Origin of the sequence: Pseudomonas sp. TWR1-1-3 (assembly GCF_049896805.1) — a bacterium.
GTDB classification, from domain to species: domain Bacteria; phylum Pseudomonadota; class Gammaproteobacteria; order Pseudomonadales; family Pseudomonadaceae; genus Aquipseudomonas; species Aquipseudomonas bubulae.
On record NZ_JAFCUZ010000004.1, the window covers coordinates 300,565 to 316,656 of the forward strand.

Sequence of the window (16,092 nt, forward strand, 5' to 3'; positions counted from 1 at the left end):
CGCCCGCCCATTTATTTTTGTAAGAGGTAATTGCATGTCTACTACCCTGTTCAGCGCAGCCTTCGGCGTCGGCACCCAAAACCGCCAAGGCGCATGGCTGGAAGTGTTCTACGCACAACCCCTGGTCAATCCATCGGCCGAGCTGATTGCAGCCATCGCACCGATTCTGGGCTACACCGGTGGCAATCAGGCAATCACCTTTACTACCGCCCAAGCCGCACAGATGGCTGAAGCCGCCAAACCGGTCGACGCCGCCCAGGCTGCCCTGCTGACCCGCCTGGCCGAAAGCCACAAGCCGCTGGTTGCCACCCTGCTGGCCGAAGACGCCACTCTGACCTCGACACCAGAGGCCTACCTCAAGCTGCACCTGCTGTCCCATCGCCTGGTCAAGCCCCACGGCCTGAGCCTGGCGGGCGTGTTCCCGCTGCTGCCAAACGTGGCATGGACCAGCCAGGGCGCCATCGATCTGGGCGAACTGGCCGAGCGTCAACTCGAAGCGCGCCTGCGTGGCGATCTGCTGGAAGTGTTCTCGGTCGACAAGTTCCCGAAAATGACCGACTACGTGGTTCCGGCCGGTGTGCGCATCGCTGATGCGGCGCGTATCCGCCTGGGCGCCTACGTCGGCGAAGGCACCACCGTGATGCACGAAGGTTTCGTCAACTTCAACGCTGGTACCGAAGGCCCGGGCATGATCGAAGGCCGTGTATCGGCAGGCGTGTTTGTCGGCAAAGGTTCGGACCTGGGCGGCGGTTGCTCGACCATGGGCACGCTGTCGGGTGGTGGCAACATCGTGATCAAGGTCGGCGAAGGCTGCCTGATCGGCGCCAACGCCGGTATCGGCATCCCGCTGGGTGACCGCAACACCGTTGAGTCCGGCCTGTACGTGACGGCAGGTACCAAAGTGGCCCTGCTGGACGAAAACAACCAGCTGGTCAAAGTGGTCAAGGCCCGTGACCTGGCTGGCCAGCCTGACCTGTTGTTCCGCCGCAACTCGGAAACCGGCGCTGTGGAATGCAAAACCCACAAGTCGGCCATCGAGCTGAACGAAGCACTGCACGCTCACAACTAAGCGTCTGTCTGCAACTGACGGGGCCGGCTTCCGGCCTCGTCAACAGAGCCCGAACACCATGCTTTTGCCTTCTCCCTGGCGCGCTGACTTTCCCGCCATCGCCGCCTTGCAACGTCAGGACCAGACGTATCTGGACAGCGCTGCTACCACGCAAAAACCCCAAGCCCTGCTCGACGCACTGACGCATTACTACGCCAACGGCGCAGCCAATGTACACAGGGCCCAACATCTGCCGGGCGCCCACGCGACCCAGGCATTCGAAAACACCCGCCACAAAGTGACGCAATGGCTCAATGCCGGCGAGTGCGGGCAAATCGTGTTCACCCACGGCGCCACGTCAGCGCTGAACCTTCTGGCCTACGGCCTGGAGCACCAATTCAATACGGGCGATGAAATCGTTATCAGCGCCCTGGAACATCACGCCAACTTGCTGCCGTGGCAGCAACTTGCAAAGCGTAAAAAGCTGGCCCTGGTGGTACTGCCACTGGATGCCGACGGCGTGATCGACCTCGTGGCCGCCGCACGCCTGATCACCCCGCGCACCCGCCTGTTGGCCGTGAGCCAGTTATCCAACGTCCTTGGTGTGTGGCAGCCCCTGCCCGAACTGTTGGCGCTGGCCAGGGCACAGAATGCACTGACCGTGGTTGACGGCGCCCAGGGTGTTGTCCACGGTCGCCAGGACGTTCAGGCGCTGGGTTGTGACTTCTATGTGTTTTCCGCCCACAAGCTCTATGGCCCCGACGGGCTGGGCGTGCTGTTTGGCCGTCATGAAGCCCTGGCCCGCTTGCAACACTGGCAGTTTGGCGGCGAGATGGTGCAGGACGCCGACTATCAGCACGCCACCTTTCGCCCGGCACCGCTGGGATTTGAGGCTGGTACCCCGCCGATTGCCAGCGTGATCGGACTGGGGGCAACCCTCAACTATCTGGCCAACCTCAACCAGGGCGCAGTCCAGGCCCACGAAACAGCACTGCACCGATTGCTCGTCGAGGGTTTGCAGCAGCGCCAGGGCATTCGTCTGCTGGGCGCCCCGCAACTGGCCCTGGTCAGTTTTGTAGTCGAGGGCGTCCACAACGCCGATCTGGCCCATCTGCTGACCGAACAGGGGATTGCCGTTCGCGCCGGGCATCATTGCGCCATGCCACTGCTTAAAAGCCTTGGTCTGGCTGGTGCCATCCGTGTTTCGCTGGCGCTGTACAATGACTCAGAAGATCTGGAGCGTTTTTTCCTCGCCCTCGATCAGGCGCTGGAGTTGCTGCAATGACCCTGCCCGCCGACGCCCAGGCGGCGCTCGACAGCTTTGAGCATTGCACCGGCTGGGAACAGCGTGCACGCCTGCTGATGCAATGGGGCCAGCGATTGCCGGAACTCAGCGAGGCCGACAAAACCGACGCCAACCGGGTGCATGGCTGTGAAAGCCAGATGTGGCTGGTGGGCAAACAGGTCGATGGCCAATGGCAGTTTGCGGCCAGCAGTGAAGCGCGACTGATTCGCGGGCTGGTGGCGTTGCTACTGGTGCGGGTGAACGGCTTGACCACGCAAGAGCTGCTGCAGGTCGATTTGCCGGGATGGTTCGAACAATTGGGGCTTAGCCGGCAGTTGTCGCCATCGCGCAGCAATGGGCTCAATGCGGTGCTGGTGCGGATGCGGGAATTGGCAGCCTGACCATTGCCGCCCCCTGTGGGAGCGGGCTTGCTCGCGATGCGGGCGATTCGGTTTATCTGAAACACCGCGCCGGTGCTATCGCGAGCAAGGCCGCTCCCACAGGCCAGGTCCGAGGCGAGCCTTATTCCTGTGGTGCAGGCTTTACCTTCTCCGAAGGCCGGCGCACGCCCGCCACGATCTTGTCCACCGCCTTGGTCGCCGCCACCATGCCGAAGGTGGCCGTCACCATCATCACTGCGCCAAACCCGCCAGCACAGTCCAGCTTCACCCCGTCACCGACAAAACTCTTCTGCAGGCAAATGCTGCCGTCCGGCTTGGGGTAGCGCAGCTGCTCGGTGGAGAACACACACGGCACGCTGTAGTGACGGGTCATGGTGCGCGAAAATCCATAATCGCGACGCAAGGTCGAACGCACCTTGGAGGCCAGAGGGTCATTGAAGGTACGGTTCAAGTCACAGACCTGAATCAGCGTCGGGTCAATTTGCCCGCCCGCGCCACCGGTGGTGATGATCTGTATCTTGCGCCGCTTGCACCAGGCAATCAGCGCCGCCTTGGCATTCACACTGTCGATGCAGTCGATCACGCAATCAATATCGGGGGTGATGTAGTCGGCCATGGTTTCGCGCGTCACGAAATCGGCCACCTCATGAACCTTGCAGTCAGGATTGATCTGACGCAGGCGTTCGGCCATCACCTCAACCTTGTCCCGACCAATGGTCGTACTCAAGGCGTGTAACTGGCGGTTGCTGTTGCTGACGCACACGTCATCCAGATCAAACAGCGAAATTTCGCCGACGCCGCAGCGCGCAATCGCTTCCGCTGCCCACGACCCGACGCCGCCTACACCGACGATCGCCACATGCGCCGCCTTCAGTCGTTCAAGGCCTTCCAGCCCATATAACCGGGCTACACCGGCAAAACGTGGATCTTCTGTACTCATGACCAACACCCCAAAAACCGGCGCGCATTATAGGGTTCTTACATTGCATTGAGTATCTTTCCTACAAGCTATGCGACCAAGCCTGCTTTAATAGCCTGCTACGGAAGAAGATAAGAGCTACAACTAATAAAGAAAGAACTTAAGTCGGCTGTAAGTGCCAAACGCCCGACTCAATTCCGTCCGCTATACGATTGGTCAAAGCACAGTGTAGGATGCGCGCCGTTTGGCACCCGCCGACCGATCTTCGTTCCACTCCCTTTGGAACCCGAAATAGTTATGTCATCGCGTAAATTTGGACTCAATCTGGTGGTGGTCCTGGCCATCGCCGCGCTCTTCACAGGCTTCTGGGCGCTGATCAATCGCCCGGTCTCTGCGCCCAACTGGCCCGAGCAAATCTCCGGTTTTTCGTACTCGCCGTTCCAGCAAGGCCAGTACCCACAGAAAGACCAGTACCCGACCGACGACGAAATGCGTCGCGACCTGGAAATCATCAGCAAGCTGACCGACAACATCCGGACTTACTCGGTTGACGGCACCCTGGGCGACATTCCCAAGCTGGCCGAAGAATTCGGCCTGCGCGTGACCATCGGGATCTGGATCAGCCCTGATCTGGAGCGCAACGAGCGGGAAATCCAGAAAGCCATCGAGCTGGCCAACAACTCACGCAGCGTGGTGCGGGTTGTGGTGGGCAACGAAGCCCTGTTCCGCGAAGAAATCACGCCCGAAGACCTGATCGTGCTGCTGGATCGGGTGCGCGCCGCGGTCAAGGTGCCGGTCACCACGTCCGAGCAATGGCATATTTGGGAAAAGTACCCGCAACTGGCCAAGCACGTTGACCTGATCGCCGCGCACATCCTGCCCTACTGGGAATTTATCCCGGTGGACAAGGCCGGCGAATTCGTCCTGGACCGTGCCCGCGACCTGAAAAAAATGTTCCCGAAAAAACCGCTGCTGCTGTCGGAAGTTGGCTGGCCGAGCAATGGCCGCATGCGCGGTGGCGCTGACGCTACCCCGGCCGACCAGGCGATTTATCTGCGTACGTTGGTCAATACCCTCAACCGCCGGGGCTACAACTATTTTGTGATCGAAGCCTTCGACCAGCCGTGGAAGGCCAGCGACGAAGGTTCAGTGGGCGCGTACTGGGGCGTGTACAACGCTGCCCGCCAGCAAAAATTCAATTTTGAGGGGCCGGTGGTGGCGATTCCACAGTGGCGCGTACTGGCCATCGGCTCGGTGGTCATGGGCCTGCTGTCGCTGGCACTGCTGCTGATCGACGGTTCCGCCCTGCGCCAGCGTGGCCGCACCTTCCTGACCTTTACCGCTTTCCTCTGCGGCTCGGTGCTGGTGTGGATCGCCTATGACTACAGCCAGCAATACAGCACCTGGTTCAGCCTGACTGTGGGCTTTCTGCTTGGCTTAGGTGCGCTCGGGGTGTTTATCGTGCTGCTCACCGAGGCCCATGAACTGGCCGAAGCAGTATGGATTCGCAAGCGGCGAAGGGAGTTTTTACCGGTAGAAGCCGACGATGCCTACCGTCCGAAAGTCTCGATCCATGTGCCGTGCTACAACGAGCCGCCGGAGATGGTCAAACAGACCCTCGACGCCCTGGCCAACCTCGACTACCCCGATTTCGAAGTGTTGATCATCGACAACAACACCAAGGACCCGGCAGTCTGGGAGCCGGTGCGCGATTACTGCGCCACCCTCGGCCCGCGCTTCAAGTTCTTCCACGTCGCGCCCCTGGCCGGTTTCAAGGGCGGCGCGCTGAACTACCTGATCCCGCATACCGCGCCGGATGCCGAAGTGATTGCCGTGATCGACTCTGATTACTGCGTGGACCGCAACTGGCTCAAGCATATGGTGCCGCACTTTGCCGACCCGAAAATCGCCATCGTGCAATCGCCACAGGACTACCGCGACCAGAACGAAAGCACCTTCAAAAAGCTCTGCTACTCCGAATACAAGGGCTTTTTCCATATCGGCATGGTCACCCGTAACGACCGCGATGCGATCATTCAGCACGGCACCATGACCATGACCCGCCGTTCAGTGCTCGAAGAACTGGGCTGGGCAGACTGGTGCATCTGTGAAGACGCCGAGCTGGGCCTGCGGGTATTTGAAAAAGGGTATTCCGCCGCGTATTCCCACAACAGCTATGGCAAGGGCCTGATGCCCGATACCTTTATCGACTTCAAGAAACAGCGATTCCGCTGGGCCTACGGTGCGATTCAGATTATCAAGCGTCACACCTCCAGCCTGTTGCTGGGCAAAGACACGGAGCTGACCCGTGGCCAGCGCTATCACTTCCTCGCAGGCTGGTTGCCATGGGTGGCCGACGGCATGAATATTTTCTTCACTGTCGGTGCCCTGTTGTGGTCGGCGGCGATGATCATCGTGCCAACGCGGGTCGACCCGCCACTGTTGATTTTCGCCATTCCGCCACTGGCGCTATTTGTGTTCAAGGTGGGCAAGATCATTTTCCTGTACCGCCGTGCAGTGGGGGTCAACCTCAAGGACGCCTTCGCCGCGGCACTGGCCGGGCTGGCGTTGTCCCACACCATCGCCAAAGCCGTGCTGTACGGGTTCTTCACCACCAGCATCCCGTTCTTCCGGACGCCTAAAAACGCCGATAACCACGGCTTTTGGGTAGCGATCTCGGAAGCCCGCGAAGAGGTGTTCATCATGCTGCTGCTCTGGGGCGCGGCTGTGGGGATTTTCTTCGTACAAGGCCTGCCGAGCAACGACATGCGTTTCTGGGTGGTGATGCTGCTGGTGCAATCGTTGCCGTATCTGGCAGCGCTGATCATGGCCTTTATGTCTTCGTTGCCTAAACCGGTCGAAGAAGCACAAGAGCAACCCGCTGCATAAATCGACTGCAACCACTAAACGGCGGCCTCTGGCCGCCGTTTTGCTTTAAGATAACCGCCCTTTTGTGCCTTGTGTCCCGCTTCGGAGTCCCTACCATGACGGCCCACGCCGACCTTTCGCCGACCCTGCAACTCGCCTGCGATCTGATCCGTCGCCCTTCCGTGACGCCGATCGACGCTGACTGCCAGAAGCTGATGATGCAGCGCCTGGGCGATGCCGGCTTCATGCTTGAGCCGATGCGCATCGAAGACGTCGACAACTTCTGGGCCACCCACGGCAAACACGAAGGCCCGGTGCTGTGCTTCGCCGGCCACACTGACGTGGTACCGACCGGCCCGGTACAGGCCTGGCAGAACGACCCGTTCGACGCGCTGATCGATGAGCACGGCATGCTCTGCGGCCGTGGCGCGGCCGACATGAAAGGCAGCCTGGCAGCCATGCTGGTGGCCGCTGAACGCTTTGTCTGCGACTACCCGGACCACAAGGGCAAGGTCGCATTTTTGATCACCAGTGACGAAGAAGGCCCGGCCCATCACGGCACCAAGGCCGTGATCGAACGTTTCGCCGCACGTAACGAGCGTCTGGACTGGTGCATCGTCGGCGAGCCGTCGAGCACTTCCCTGGTGGGTGATGTGGTCAAGAACGGCCGTCGCGGTTCTCTGGGGGCCAAGCTCACCGTTCGCGGCGTTCAAGGCCATGTGGCCTACCCGCATCTGGCCAAGAACCCGATTCATCTGGCCGTGCCTGCGCTGACCGAGCTGGCCGCCGAGCATTGGGACAACGGCAATGCCTTTTTCCCGCCAACCAGCTTCCAGATTTCCAACCTCAACTCAGGCACAGGCGCGACCAACGTCATCCCGGGTGATCTGGTTGCAGTGTTCAACTTCCGCTTCTCCACCGAGTCCACCGTTGAGGGCCTGCAAAAGCGCGTCGCGGACATCCTGGACAAGCACGGCCTGGACTGGCACATCGACTGGGCGCTGTCCGGCCTGCCGTTCCTGACCGAGCCGGGGGCGCTGCTGGATGCCGTGTCGTCGAGCATCAAGCAGGTGACCGGTCGCGAAACCAAGGCTTCCACCAGCGGTGGCACATCCGACGGTCGCTTTATCGCGACCCTGGGCACCCAGGTGGTAGAGCTGGGGCCGGTCAACGCGACCATTCACCAGGTCAACGAACGGGTGCTGGCCAGCGATCTCGACGTGCTGACCGAAATCTACTATCAGACCCTGATCAAGTTGCTCGCCTGATGCTCGCCTGCCCGATCTGCTCCGAGCCGCTCAACGCGGCAGACAATGGTGTGGTGTGCCCTGCCGGCCATCGCTTTGACCGTGCCCGCCAGGGCTACCTGAACCTGCTGCCGGTGCAACACAAGAACAGCCGTGACCCAGGCGACAACCAGGCTATGGTTGAAGCCCGCCGCGACTTTCTAAACGCCGGGCATTACGCCCCTGTGGCCAAACGCCTGGCCGAACTGGCCGCCGAACGCGCGCCGCAGCGCTGGCTCGACATCGGCTGTGGCGAGGGTTACTACACCGCGCAAATCGCCGACGCGCTGCCCAACGCCGATGGCTACGCGCTGGATATCTCCCGCGAAGCGGTCAAGCGTGCCTGTAAACGCAGCCCGCAACTGACCTGGTTGATCGCCAGCATGGCCCGCGTGCCACTGGCTGACGCCAGCTGCCAGTTCCTGGCCAGTGTGTTCAGCCCGCTGGACTGGCTCGAAGCCAAGCGCCTGCTCACCCCCGGTGGCGGCCTGATGCGTGTAGGCCCGACCCGCGGTCACTTGATGGAATTGCGCGAACGCCTGTACGACGAAGTCCGGGATTACGCCGACGACAAGCATCTGGCCCTGGTGCCCGAAGGCATGTCGCTACAGCACAGCGAAACACTGGAGTTCACCCTCAGCCTGAGCGAACCCCAGGATCGCGCCAACCTGCTGGCCATGACCCCTCACGGCTGGCGTGCCAGTGCCGAGCGGCGCGCCGAGGTCATCGAGCACCCCGAGCCTTTAGTGGTGACCGTGTCGATGCGCTACGATTACTTCGTACTTCAATAACCCATTTTACGGCCAGGGGCAGATGCCCTTGGCCCGACTAATCCGCGAATGGATTTTTCAGACACGCAGTGAGGACATCCATGCGCCAACCCGATATCGAGATTTACCTGAAAGAAGCCGTCACTTACAAAGACGTCGAAGCCTGGCTGGCAAACGTGCTGGGACCGTGCACGGAATGGAAAAAGAAAGGCGAAACCTGGAAGTGCATGGCCGGCAACGTGCCCGTAACCTGGATGCCAAAAGCTGTAGGCAAATGGAATAGCCTGTACCTGGACAGTGACCAGACGCCGTGGGAAGACGACATCGCCTGCGCCAAGGCTGCTTTTGAGGCATTGCACATCGAAGTGCGCTGCGCGCCGGGCAGCTGGGTTGAAGAACAGGGCGAGGCAGACGCCGATCGCTGGATCCGCATCAGCGAAGACGGCCAGGAAGAAATCACCTGGAAAACCGGTTCCTGATTCGGACCGGCCATAGATCCCTTGTGGGAGCTGGCTTGCCTGCGATGCGACCGACGCGGTGTCTATGTGCACATGCGCTGATGCAATCGCGAGCAAGCCCGCTCCCACAGGGAGGGCAAGCAGTGCCTTACAACCCCACTACATCCTCGGCCTGCAGGCCCTTGGCGCCCGAGACCTGGGTGTATTCGACCTGCTGACCTTCGGCCAGGCTGCGATGGCCTTCACCGCGAATGGCACGGTAATGCACAAACACATCAGCCCCGTCTTCGCACTGGATAAAGCCGTAGCCCTTTGCGTCGTTAAACCACTTCACATTGCCCGTTACACGTGCAGTCATGGAACATCCCCCCTTTTTATTATTGATCGGGCTCGTTAACTGGCCCTTTGAGAACTATCGTTTGAACCTGACTCTGCAAAACTCTGTCTGACGCAGTATCGCGAAAGACCACCGAGTATAGGTCAGGCAAAAAAACACTCAATCAATATTAGTTCAGCGCTTTTTTGCCGATTTTGCGCTGATACTGCAAACTACCCGACCGAGTAAACGCTCGTTTAATTCACTAACGCAGAAGCCGTATGACCCCCTCCCCATTCCGCCGCCTTGTATTTGGCGCCCTGCGTCGCTTGCTGTACCTGTGGGTGCGCTCGGAGACCATCAACCAGTCTTCGCTGACCCTGAACCTGGATCGCAGCCGACCGGTGTTCTATGTACTGCAATCGCCCTCGCTGACCGAGCTGGCCGTTGTCGACGCCGAGTGCTCCAAAGCCGGCCTGCCGCGCCCGGTGCTGCCAGTTGCCGTAGGCGAGATGATAGAGCCAGCTGCCTTCTTCTACCTGACCCCCGAGCCGGACTGGCTGGGGCGTCAGGACAAGCGTGGCGCACCGCCGGTATTGACCCGACTGGTTGACGGCTTGAGCCAGCACCCGGGGGAAGACGCGCAAATCATCCCGGTCAGCGTATTCTGGGGCCAGTCCCCCGACAGCGAGTCCAGCCCCTGGAAACTGCTGTTCGCCGACAGCTGGGCCGTGACCGGGCGTTTGCGGCGCATGCTGCGCATCCTGATTCTGGGCCGTAAAACCCGCGTGCAGTTCTCGGCCCCTATCCATATGCGAGAGCTGGTCGACCTCAACAAGGGCCACGAACGCACCGTGCGCATGGCCCAGCGCATTTTACGGGTGCACTTTCGCAACCTGAAAATCTCGACCATCGGCCCCGACCTGTCGCACCGGCGTACGCTGGTAAAGGGCCTGGTCAACGAGCCTTCCGTGCGCCAGGCGATTCTCGATGAAGCCGAGCGCGAGAATATTTCACCCGACAAGGCCCGTGCCCTTGCGCTGCGCTACGCCAATGAAATCGCCTCGGACTACACCTACACCGCGATCCGTTTTTTTGAAGTACTGCTGAGCTGGTTCTGGAACAAGATTTACGATGGGGTCAAGGTCAACCAGATCGAGAGCGTGCAAAAGGTCGCCCAGGGCCATGAGATCATTTATGTGCCGTGCCACCGCAGCCATATCGACTACCTGCTGCTGTCCTATCTGCTGTTTCGCAACGGCCTGACCCCGCCGCACATTGCCGCCGGGATCAACCTGAACATGCCGGTGCTGGGCCCGCTGCTACGCCGTGGCGGGGCATTTTTCATGCGCCGCACCTTCAAGGGCAACCCGTTGTACACCTCGGTGTTCAACGAATACATGCACACCCTGTTCACCAAGGGTTTCCCGGTTGAGTACTTCGTCGAAGGTGGCCGCTCGCGCACCGGACGCATGCTGCAACCGAAAACCGGGATGCTGGCCATCACCGTGCGCAGTTTCCTGCGTTCATCACGCACGCCGATCGTGTTCGTACCCGTATACATCGGTTACGAACGGGTTCTTGAAGGCCGCACCTACCTGGGTGAGTTGCGCGGCGCCAGCAAGAAAAAAGAGTCGATTTTTGACATTTTCAAAGTGATCGGTGCGCTGAAAAAACAGAAGTTCGGTCAGGTCGCAGTCAACTTCGGCGAGCCGATCAAGCTGGCCGAGTTTCTTGAGCAGGAGCAGCCGGGCTGGCGTCAGCAGGAGCTTGCACCGTCCTACCGCCCTGAATGGCTGAGCCAGACCACCAACCGCCTGGGAGAAAAGGTTGCCCGGCATCTGAATGAAGCGGCGGCCATCAACCCGGTAAACCTGGTGGCACTGGCCTTGCTGTCCACTACCCGCCTGGCCCTGGATGAGCAAGCCATGGCCCGGGTACTGGACCTCTATCTGGCCCTGCTGCGCCGTGTGCCTTACTCGCCGTACACCACCTTGCCCGAAGGCGATGGCCCGGCGCTGATCAAGCATGTCAAAGACATGAATCTGCTGGCCGAGCAAAGCGATGCGCTGGGCAAGATCCTCTATCTGGATGAGCAGAACGCGGTACTGATGACTTATTACCGCAACAACGTGATGCATATCTTTGCCTTGCCATCTTTACTCGCCAGCTTCTTCCAGAGCACTTCGCGCATGAGCCGCGAACAGATCCTGCGCTACACCCATGCGCTGTATCCGTACCTGCAATCGGAACTGTTTATCCGCTGGTCCGAGCAAGAACTCGACGGAGTGGTCGATCAATGGCTTGAAGCCTTTGTCGAGCAAGGGTTGCTGCGGTTCGAAAAAGACGTGTACCTGCGCCCTGCGCCAAGCTCGCGACACTTTGTATTGCTGACGCTGCTGTCCAAAAGCATTGCGCAAACCCTGCAGCGCTTTTACATGGCCATATCCCTGCTGCTCAACAGCGGCCAGAACACCCTGAGCGCCGAAGAACTGGAAGACCTGTGCACCATGATGGCCCAGCGCCTGTCGATTCTGCATGGGCTCAACGCCCCGGAATTCTTCGACAAGAGCCTGTTCCGGCACTTTATCCAGACCTTGCTTGAAGAGGACGTGTTGCGCCGCGATAGCAATGGCAAGCTGAGCTACCACGAACTGCTCGGTGAACTGGCTGAAGGGGCCGCCAAGCGCGTGTTGCCTGCGGAAATCCGCCTGTCTATTCGCCAGGTGGCATTGCACCGCAGTGAAGATGCCGCGGATATTTCCGAGAGCGTGGGATAATCCTGCAAAGTTGAGTTGAAACGTCTCAACCGGTTTCAGCCTTCCAATCCGCGACTAGCCTTGGATGTGTGCCGAAGATTTCGGCACACATCCAAAGCAAACCAACGATAAGGAAGTCTGGAAATGACCCAAGACAACAAAACCCCCTCCGAACACCCCTCTCCTGAAACCAGGGGTAATGCTGGCACGCCCTGGCATGTTCAGAATCCCGATGGCAGCGTCCACGGTGGCAACGGCATCCAACCCGCCAGCCACAACAACCCCCCTGACGAATCCCAGGATGAACCTCTGACTGAATAACCCACTGAAACAGCAGCGGTTGTCAGGCACAGGTTTGCCGCTTCAAAGGCAAGTTCATTGCTAGAATCCCTTCCATTCTCCAGTGTGAAATGTCTTACACAGGAAAAGAAACGGAGTCTGCCCTATGAAAAAGTTACTTTTACTGAGCCTGACCGCCCTGCTGGGAGCCTGTAGTTCCATGACCTCGACCCCGCAAGCGTCCCTCGACGGTGAAGTGTTCTACCTGCAACGTATCGCCCTGCCACCTACCGCTACACTGGAAGTGAGCCTGCAGGATGTGTCTCTGGCCGACGCGCCAGCAGTAACACTGGCCAAACAGAGCGGCCCGGTAAAAGGCCAGGTGCCACTGCCTTTCCACCTGACCTATGACCCGGCGCAAATCAAACCCGGCCACACCTACGCAATCAGCGCGCGGATTGAAGAGAACGGCCAGTTGCTGTTTATCAACACCGAGCGCAACAGTGTCGACCTGACGGCCAAGACCCAGCAGCCGATCCGTGTGCGCGTGGATCAGATTCGCTAATCCGCAGGCTCGCCCTCACCCCAACCCTCTCCCGAAGGGAGAGGGTTGGGGTGAGGGGCTTTGGCTCCTAGACCTTCTTCACCTTGAACCAAGCCGCATACAACGCAGGCAAGAACAGCAACGTCAGCACAGTCGCCACGATCAACCCGCCCATAATGGCCACCGCCATCGGCCCGAAGAACACGCTGCGTGACAGTGGAATCATCGCCAGTACCGCCGCCAGCGCGGTCAGCACAATCGGCCGGAACCGCCGCACCGTCGCTTCAATCACCGCCCGCCACGGGTCCAGCCCCGCCGCCTTGTCCTGCTCGATCTGATCCACCAGGATCACCGAGTTGCGCATGATCATCCCCGACAACGCAATGGTGCCCAGCATCGCCACAAAACCGAACGGCTTGCCAAACAACAACAGGAACAATGTCACCCCGATCAAACCCAAAGGCGCCGTCAGGAATACCATCACCATGCGCGAGAAACTGCGCAGCTGTACCATCAGCAACGTCAGCACTACCACGATAAACAGAGGTACGCCGGCCTTCACCGAGTCCTGGCCGCGGGTGGAGTCTTCCACCGTGCCACCCACTTCCAGCAGATAGCCATCTGGCAGCTCGGCACGCACACCTTCCAGGGTCGGCAGAATCTGCTGCACCAGGGTCGCCGGTTGCTCCTTGCCGTAAATATCCGCCCGCACCGTCACGGTCGGCAGACGATTGCGGTGCCAGATAATGCCTTCTTCAAAGCCGTACTCCAGGGTCGCAATCTGCGACAGGGCAACGCTCTGGCCATTATCGGTCGGTACCGCCAGGCTCGGCAGCAGCGCCAGTTCGGTACGTTCCTGGGCTGTGCCGCGCAGCAGAATTTCGATCAACTCGTTATCTTCGCGGTACTGGCTGACCGTCGAGCCCAGCAAGGTACTTTGCAAGAAGCGCGACAGGTTGGCCGTACTCACCCCCAGGGCACGCGCCCGGTCCTGATCGATATTGAGGTTGACCACCTTGCTTGGCTCTTCCCAGTCCAGGTGCACGTTAACCACATGGGGGTTGCCCCGCACCTGGGCTGCGACCTTGCGCGCCAGCGCCCGTACCTCTTCGATATGCTCGCCGGTCACCCGAAACTGCACCGGATAGCCCACAGGCGGGCCGTTTTCCAGACGCGTCACCCGCGAGCGTATCGTCGGGAACTGTTCATTGAGCGTGTCGATCAACCAGGTGCGCAGGCTTTCCCGGTCCTCGATGGTCTTGGCCAACACCACAAACTGGGCAAAGCTCGCCGCGGGCAGTTGCTGATCCAGTGGCAGGTAATAGCGGGGCGAACCGGTGCCTGCGTAAGCCACATAGTTCTCGATGCCCGGGTGATCCTTGAGCAGTGCCTCGAGCTGCTTGACCTGGTCGGTGGTGTTGCTCAACGAAGCACCCTCGGCCAGCTTCATATCGACCATCAGCTCCAGTCGGCTGGACGCCGGGAAGAACTGCTGCGGAACAAACTTGAACAGCACCACCGAGCCTATAAACACCAACGCGGTCAGGGCAATCACGGTTTTGCGCCGGGTCACGCACCACTCCACCAACCGCCGTACGCGCTGGTAAAATGGCGTTGCATAGGGGTCAGGCACGCCAGCCCCTGTGCCGTGTTTGGCCGCATGAATCTTCGCCAGGTCCGGTAACAACAGCGCGCCCAAATACGGCACAAACACCACCGCAGCCACCCACGACGCCAGCAGGGCAATGGTCACCACCTGGAAAATCGAGCGGGTGTATTCGCCGGTGCTCGACTGCGCCATGGCAATCGGCAAAAAGCCCGCAGCCGTTATCAGCGTACCGGTGAGCATCGGGAACGCGGTGCTGGTCCAGGCAAAGCTGGCGGCCTTGAGCCGGTCGTAGCCCTGCTCCATTTTGATCGCCATCATTTCCACGGCAATGATCGCGTCGTCGACCAGCAGGCCCAGCGCCAGTACCAACGCGCCCAGCGAGATCTTGTGCAGGCCGATGCCAAAGTAATGCATGGCGGCAAAGGTCATGGCCAGCACCAGCGGAATGGTCAGCGCCACCACCATGCCGGTACGCACACCCAGGGAGAAAAAACTCACCAGCAAAACGATGACCAGTGCTTCGACCAGCACCTGCACAAACTCACCAACGCTGGTTTTCACCGCCGCAGGCTGGTCTGACACTTTGCCCAGCTGCATCCCCGCCGGAAGGTTTTTCTGGATCCGCTCAAACTCGGTGTCCAGTGCCTTGCCCAGCACCAGAATATCGCCACCGTCCTTCATCGCCACGGCCAGGCCAATCGCGTCCTGGCCCATAAAGCGCATGCGCGGTGCCGGAGGATCATTAAAACCGCGACGCACATCCGCCACGTCGCTGATGCGCAAGGTGCGCTCGCCTACGCGAATGGGGAAGCGCTCGATCTCTTCGACCGTCTTGAAGTTACCGCTCACACGCAATTGCACGCGCTCGGTCGGGGTTTCGAAGAAGCCCGCCGTCGATACTGCGTTTTGCTCTTCAAGGGCTTTTTGCACGGCCGCCAGCGGCAAACCCAGGGTCGCCAGCTTGAGGTTGGACAGTTCGATCCAGATTTTTTCGTCCTGCAGGCCCAGCAACTCGACCTTGCCCACATCCTTGACCCGCTGTAGCTGGATCTGGATACGGTCAGCGTAGTCCTTGAGTACCGCGTAGTCGTAACCTTCGCCGCTCAGGCTGTAGATATTGCCAAAGGTCGTGCCAAATTCATCGTTGAAGAACGGCCCCTGAACATCCGGTGGCAAGGTGTAGCGGATATCACTGATCTTTTTGCGTACCTGATACCACAGCTCGGGGATCTGGTCGGAATGCATCGAATCGCGGGCCATAAAGGTCACTTGCGATTCACCCGGGCGCGAGAACGAGACAATGCGCTCGTACTCGCCGGTTTCCATCAGTTTCTTCTCGATTCGCTCGGTGACCTGACGCGAGACTTCTTCAGCCGTGGCGCCCGGCCACAGGGTGCGGATTACCATCGCCTTGAAGGTAAACGGCGGGTCTTCGCTTTGCCCTAATTTGGTGTAAGAAAGACCGCCAACGATTGCCAGCAACAGCATCAGAAACAGGACGATCTGGCGATTACGCAATGCCCATGCAGACAGGTTGAAACCCATGGGGA

At 60.0% G+C, this 16,092-nt stretch carries 13 protein-coding genes; 10 read left to right on the top strand and 3 right to left on the bottom strand.

The features are described 5' to 3' along the window. Window positions 1-34 precede the first annotated feature (34 nt). The 3 genes from dapD to ACP7BE_RS17040 are packed head-to-tail and all read left to right on the top strand — an operon-like array spanning window position 35 to window position 2,734. Window positions 35-1,069 carry a 2,3,4,5-tetrahydropyridine-2,6-dicarboxylate N-succinyltransferase gene (gene dapD / locus ACP7BE_RS17030; protein ID WP_095001303.1) on the top strand — a complete coding sequence of 345 codons (1,035 nt, stop codon included), beginning with the start codon at window positions 35-37 and terminating at the stop codon, window positions 1,067-1,069. Window positions 1,070-1,127: 58 nt separating this feature from the next. Further along, entirely contained in the window at window positions 1,128-2,333 is a 1,206-nt protein-coding gene (locus tag ACP7BE_RS17035) for an aminotransferase class V-fold PLP-dependent enzyme (protein ID WP_095001302.1), read from the top strand. Continuing rightward, window positions 2,330-2,734, top strand: coding sequence for a SufE family protein (locus ACP7BE_RS17040; RefSeq protein ID WP_095001301.1), 405 nt, complete (start codon window positions 2,330-2,332; stop codon window positions 2,732-2,734). Before ACP7BE_RS17035 ends, ACP7BE_RS17040 begins: the two co-directional genes overlap by 4 nt. 121 nt (window positions 2,735-2,855) lie before the next feature. Here the strand turns inward: ACP7BE_RS17040 and tcdA are convergent, their stop codons facing one another. After that, window positions 2,856-3,674 carry a tRNA cyclic N6-threonylcarbamoyladenosine(37) synthase TcdA gene (tcdA, locus tag ACP7BE_RS17045; RefSeq protein ID WP_095001300.1) on the bottom strand — a complete coding sequence of 273 codons (819 nt, stop codon included), beginning with the start codon at window positions 3,672-3,674 and terminating at the stop codon, window positions 2,856-2,858. A gap of 276 nt (window positions 3,675-3,950) precedes the next feature. Here tcdA and ACP7BE_RS17050 point away from each other — a divergent pair, with 276 nt between their 5' ends. From ACP7BE_RS17050 to ACP7BE_RS17065, 4 genes are all read left to right on the top strand, one after another. Further along, window positions 3,951-6,542 carry a glycosyltransferase gene (locus tag ACP7BE_RS17050; RefSeq protein ID WP_095001299.1) on the top strand — a complete coding sequence of 864 codons (2,592 nt, stop codon included), beginning with the start codon at window positions 3,951-3,953 and terminating at the stop codon, window positions 6,540-6,542. A gap of 95 nt (window positions 6,543-6,637) precedes the next feature. Further along, window positions 6,638-7,789: a succinyl-diaminopimelate desuccinylase gene (dapE, locus tag ACP7BE_RS17055; RefSeq protein ID WP_095001298.1), complete on the top strand. Its 1,152-nt coding sequence runs from the start codon at window positions 6,638-6,640 to the stop codon at window positions 7,787-7,789. Continuing rightward, the gene (locus ACP7BE_RS17060; RefSeq protein WP_095018175.1) at window positions 7,789-8,598 is read left to right on the top strand and encodes a putative RNA methyltransferase; all 810 of its coding nucleotides are present in this window, start codon (window positions 7,789-7,791) and stop codon (window positions 8,596-8,598) included. The genes dapE and ACP7BE_RS17060 overlap by 1 nt, the downstream gene beginning before the upstream one ends. A gap of 80 nt (window positions 8,599-8,678) precedes the next feature. Next, window positions 8,679-9,056 (top strand): hypothetical protein, encoded by a 378-nt coding sequence (locus ACP7BE_RS17065; RefSeq protein WP_095001296.1) that lies wholly within the window; start codon window positions 8,679-8,681, stop codon window positions 9,054-9,056. A 127-nt stretch (window positions 9,057-9,183) separates the two neighbouring features. Here ACP7BE_RS17065 and ACP7BE_RS17070 read toward each other — a convergent pair whose 3' ends face one another. Beyond that, window positions 9,184-9,393, bottom strand: coding sequence for a cold shock domain-containing protein (locus tag ACP7BE_RS17070; RefSeq protein WP_095001295.1), 210 nt, complete (start codon window positions 9,391-9,393; stop codon window positions 9,184-9,186). A 239-nt stretch (window positions 9,394-9,632) separates the two neighbouring features. Here ACP7BE_RS17070 and plsB point away from each other — a divergent pair, with 239 nt between their 5' ends. From plsB to ACP7BE_RS17085, 3 genes are all read left to right on the top strand, one after another. Next, window positions 9,633-12,131 carry a glycerol-3-phosphate 1-O-acyltransferase PlsB gene (gene plsB / locus ACP7BE_RS17075; protein ID WP_095018176.1) on the top strand — a complete coding sequence of 833 codons (2,499 nt, stop codon included), beginning with the start codon at window positions 9,633-9,635 and terminating at the stop codon, window positions 12,129-12,131. 123 nt (window positions 12,132-12,254) lie between these two features. After that, entirely contained in the window at window positions 12,255-12,431 is a 177-nt protein-coding gene (locus ACP7BE_RS17080; RefSeq protein ID WP_153328079.1) for a hypothetical protein, read from the top strand. A 124-nt stretch (window positions 12,432-12,555) separates the two neighbouring features. Continuing rightward, the gene (locus ACP7BE_RS17085; protein WP_095001293.1) at window positions 12,556-12,954 is read left to right on the top strand and encodes a YbaY family lipoprotein; all 399 of its coding nucleotides are present in this window, start codon (window positions 12,556-12,558) and stop codon (window positions 12,952-12,954) included. Between the two features lie 67 nt (window positions 12,955-13,021). Here the strand turns inward: ACP7BE_RS17085 and ACP7BE_RS17090 are convergent, their stop codons facing one another. After that, a complete protein-coding gene (locus tag ACP7BE_RS17090) occupies window positions 13,022-16,087 on the bottom strand; it encodes an efflux RND transporter permease subunit (RefSeq protein ID WP_095001292.1) in 3,066 nt (1,021 codons plus the stop codon). Between the last annotated feature and the right edge of the window lie 5 nt (window positions 16,088-16,092).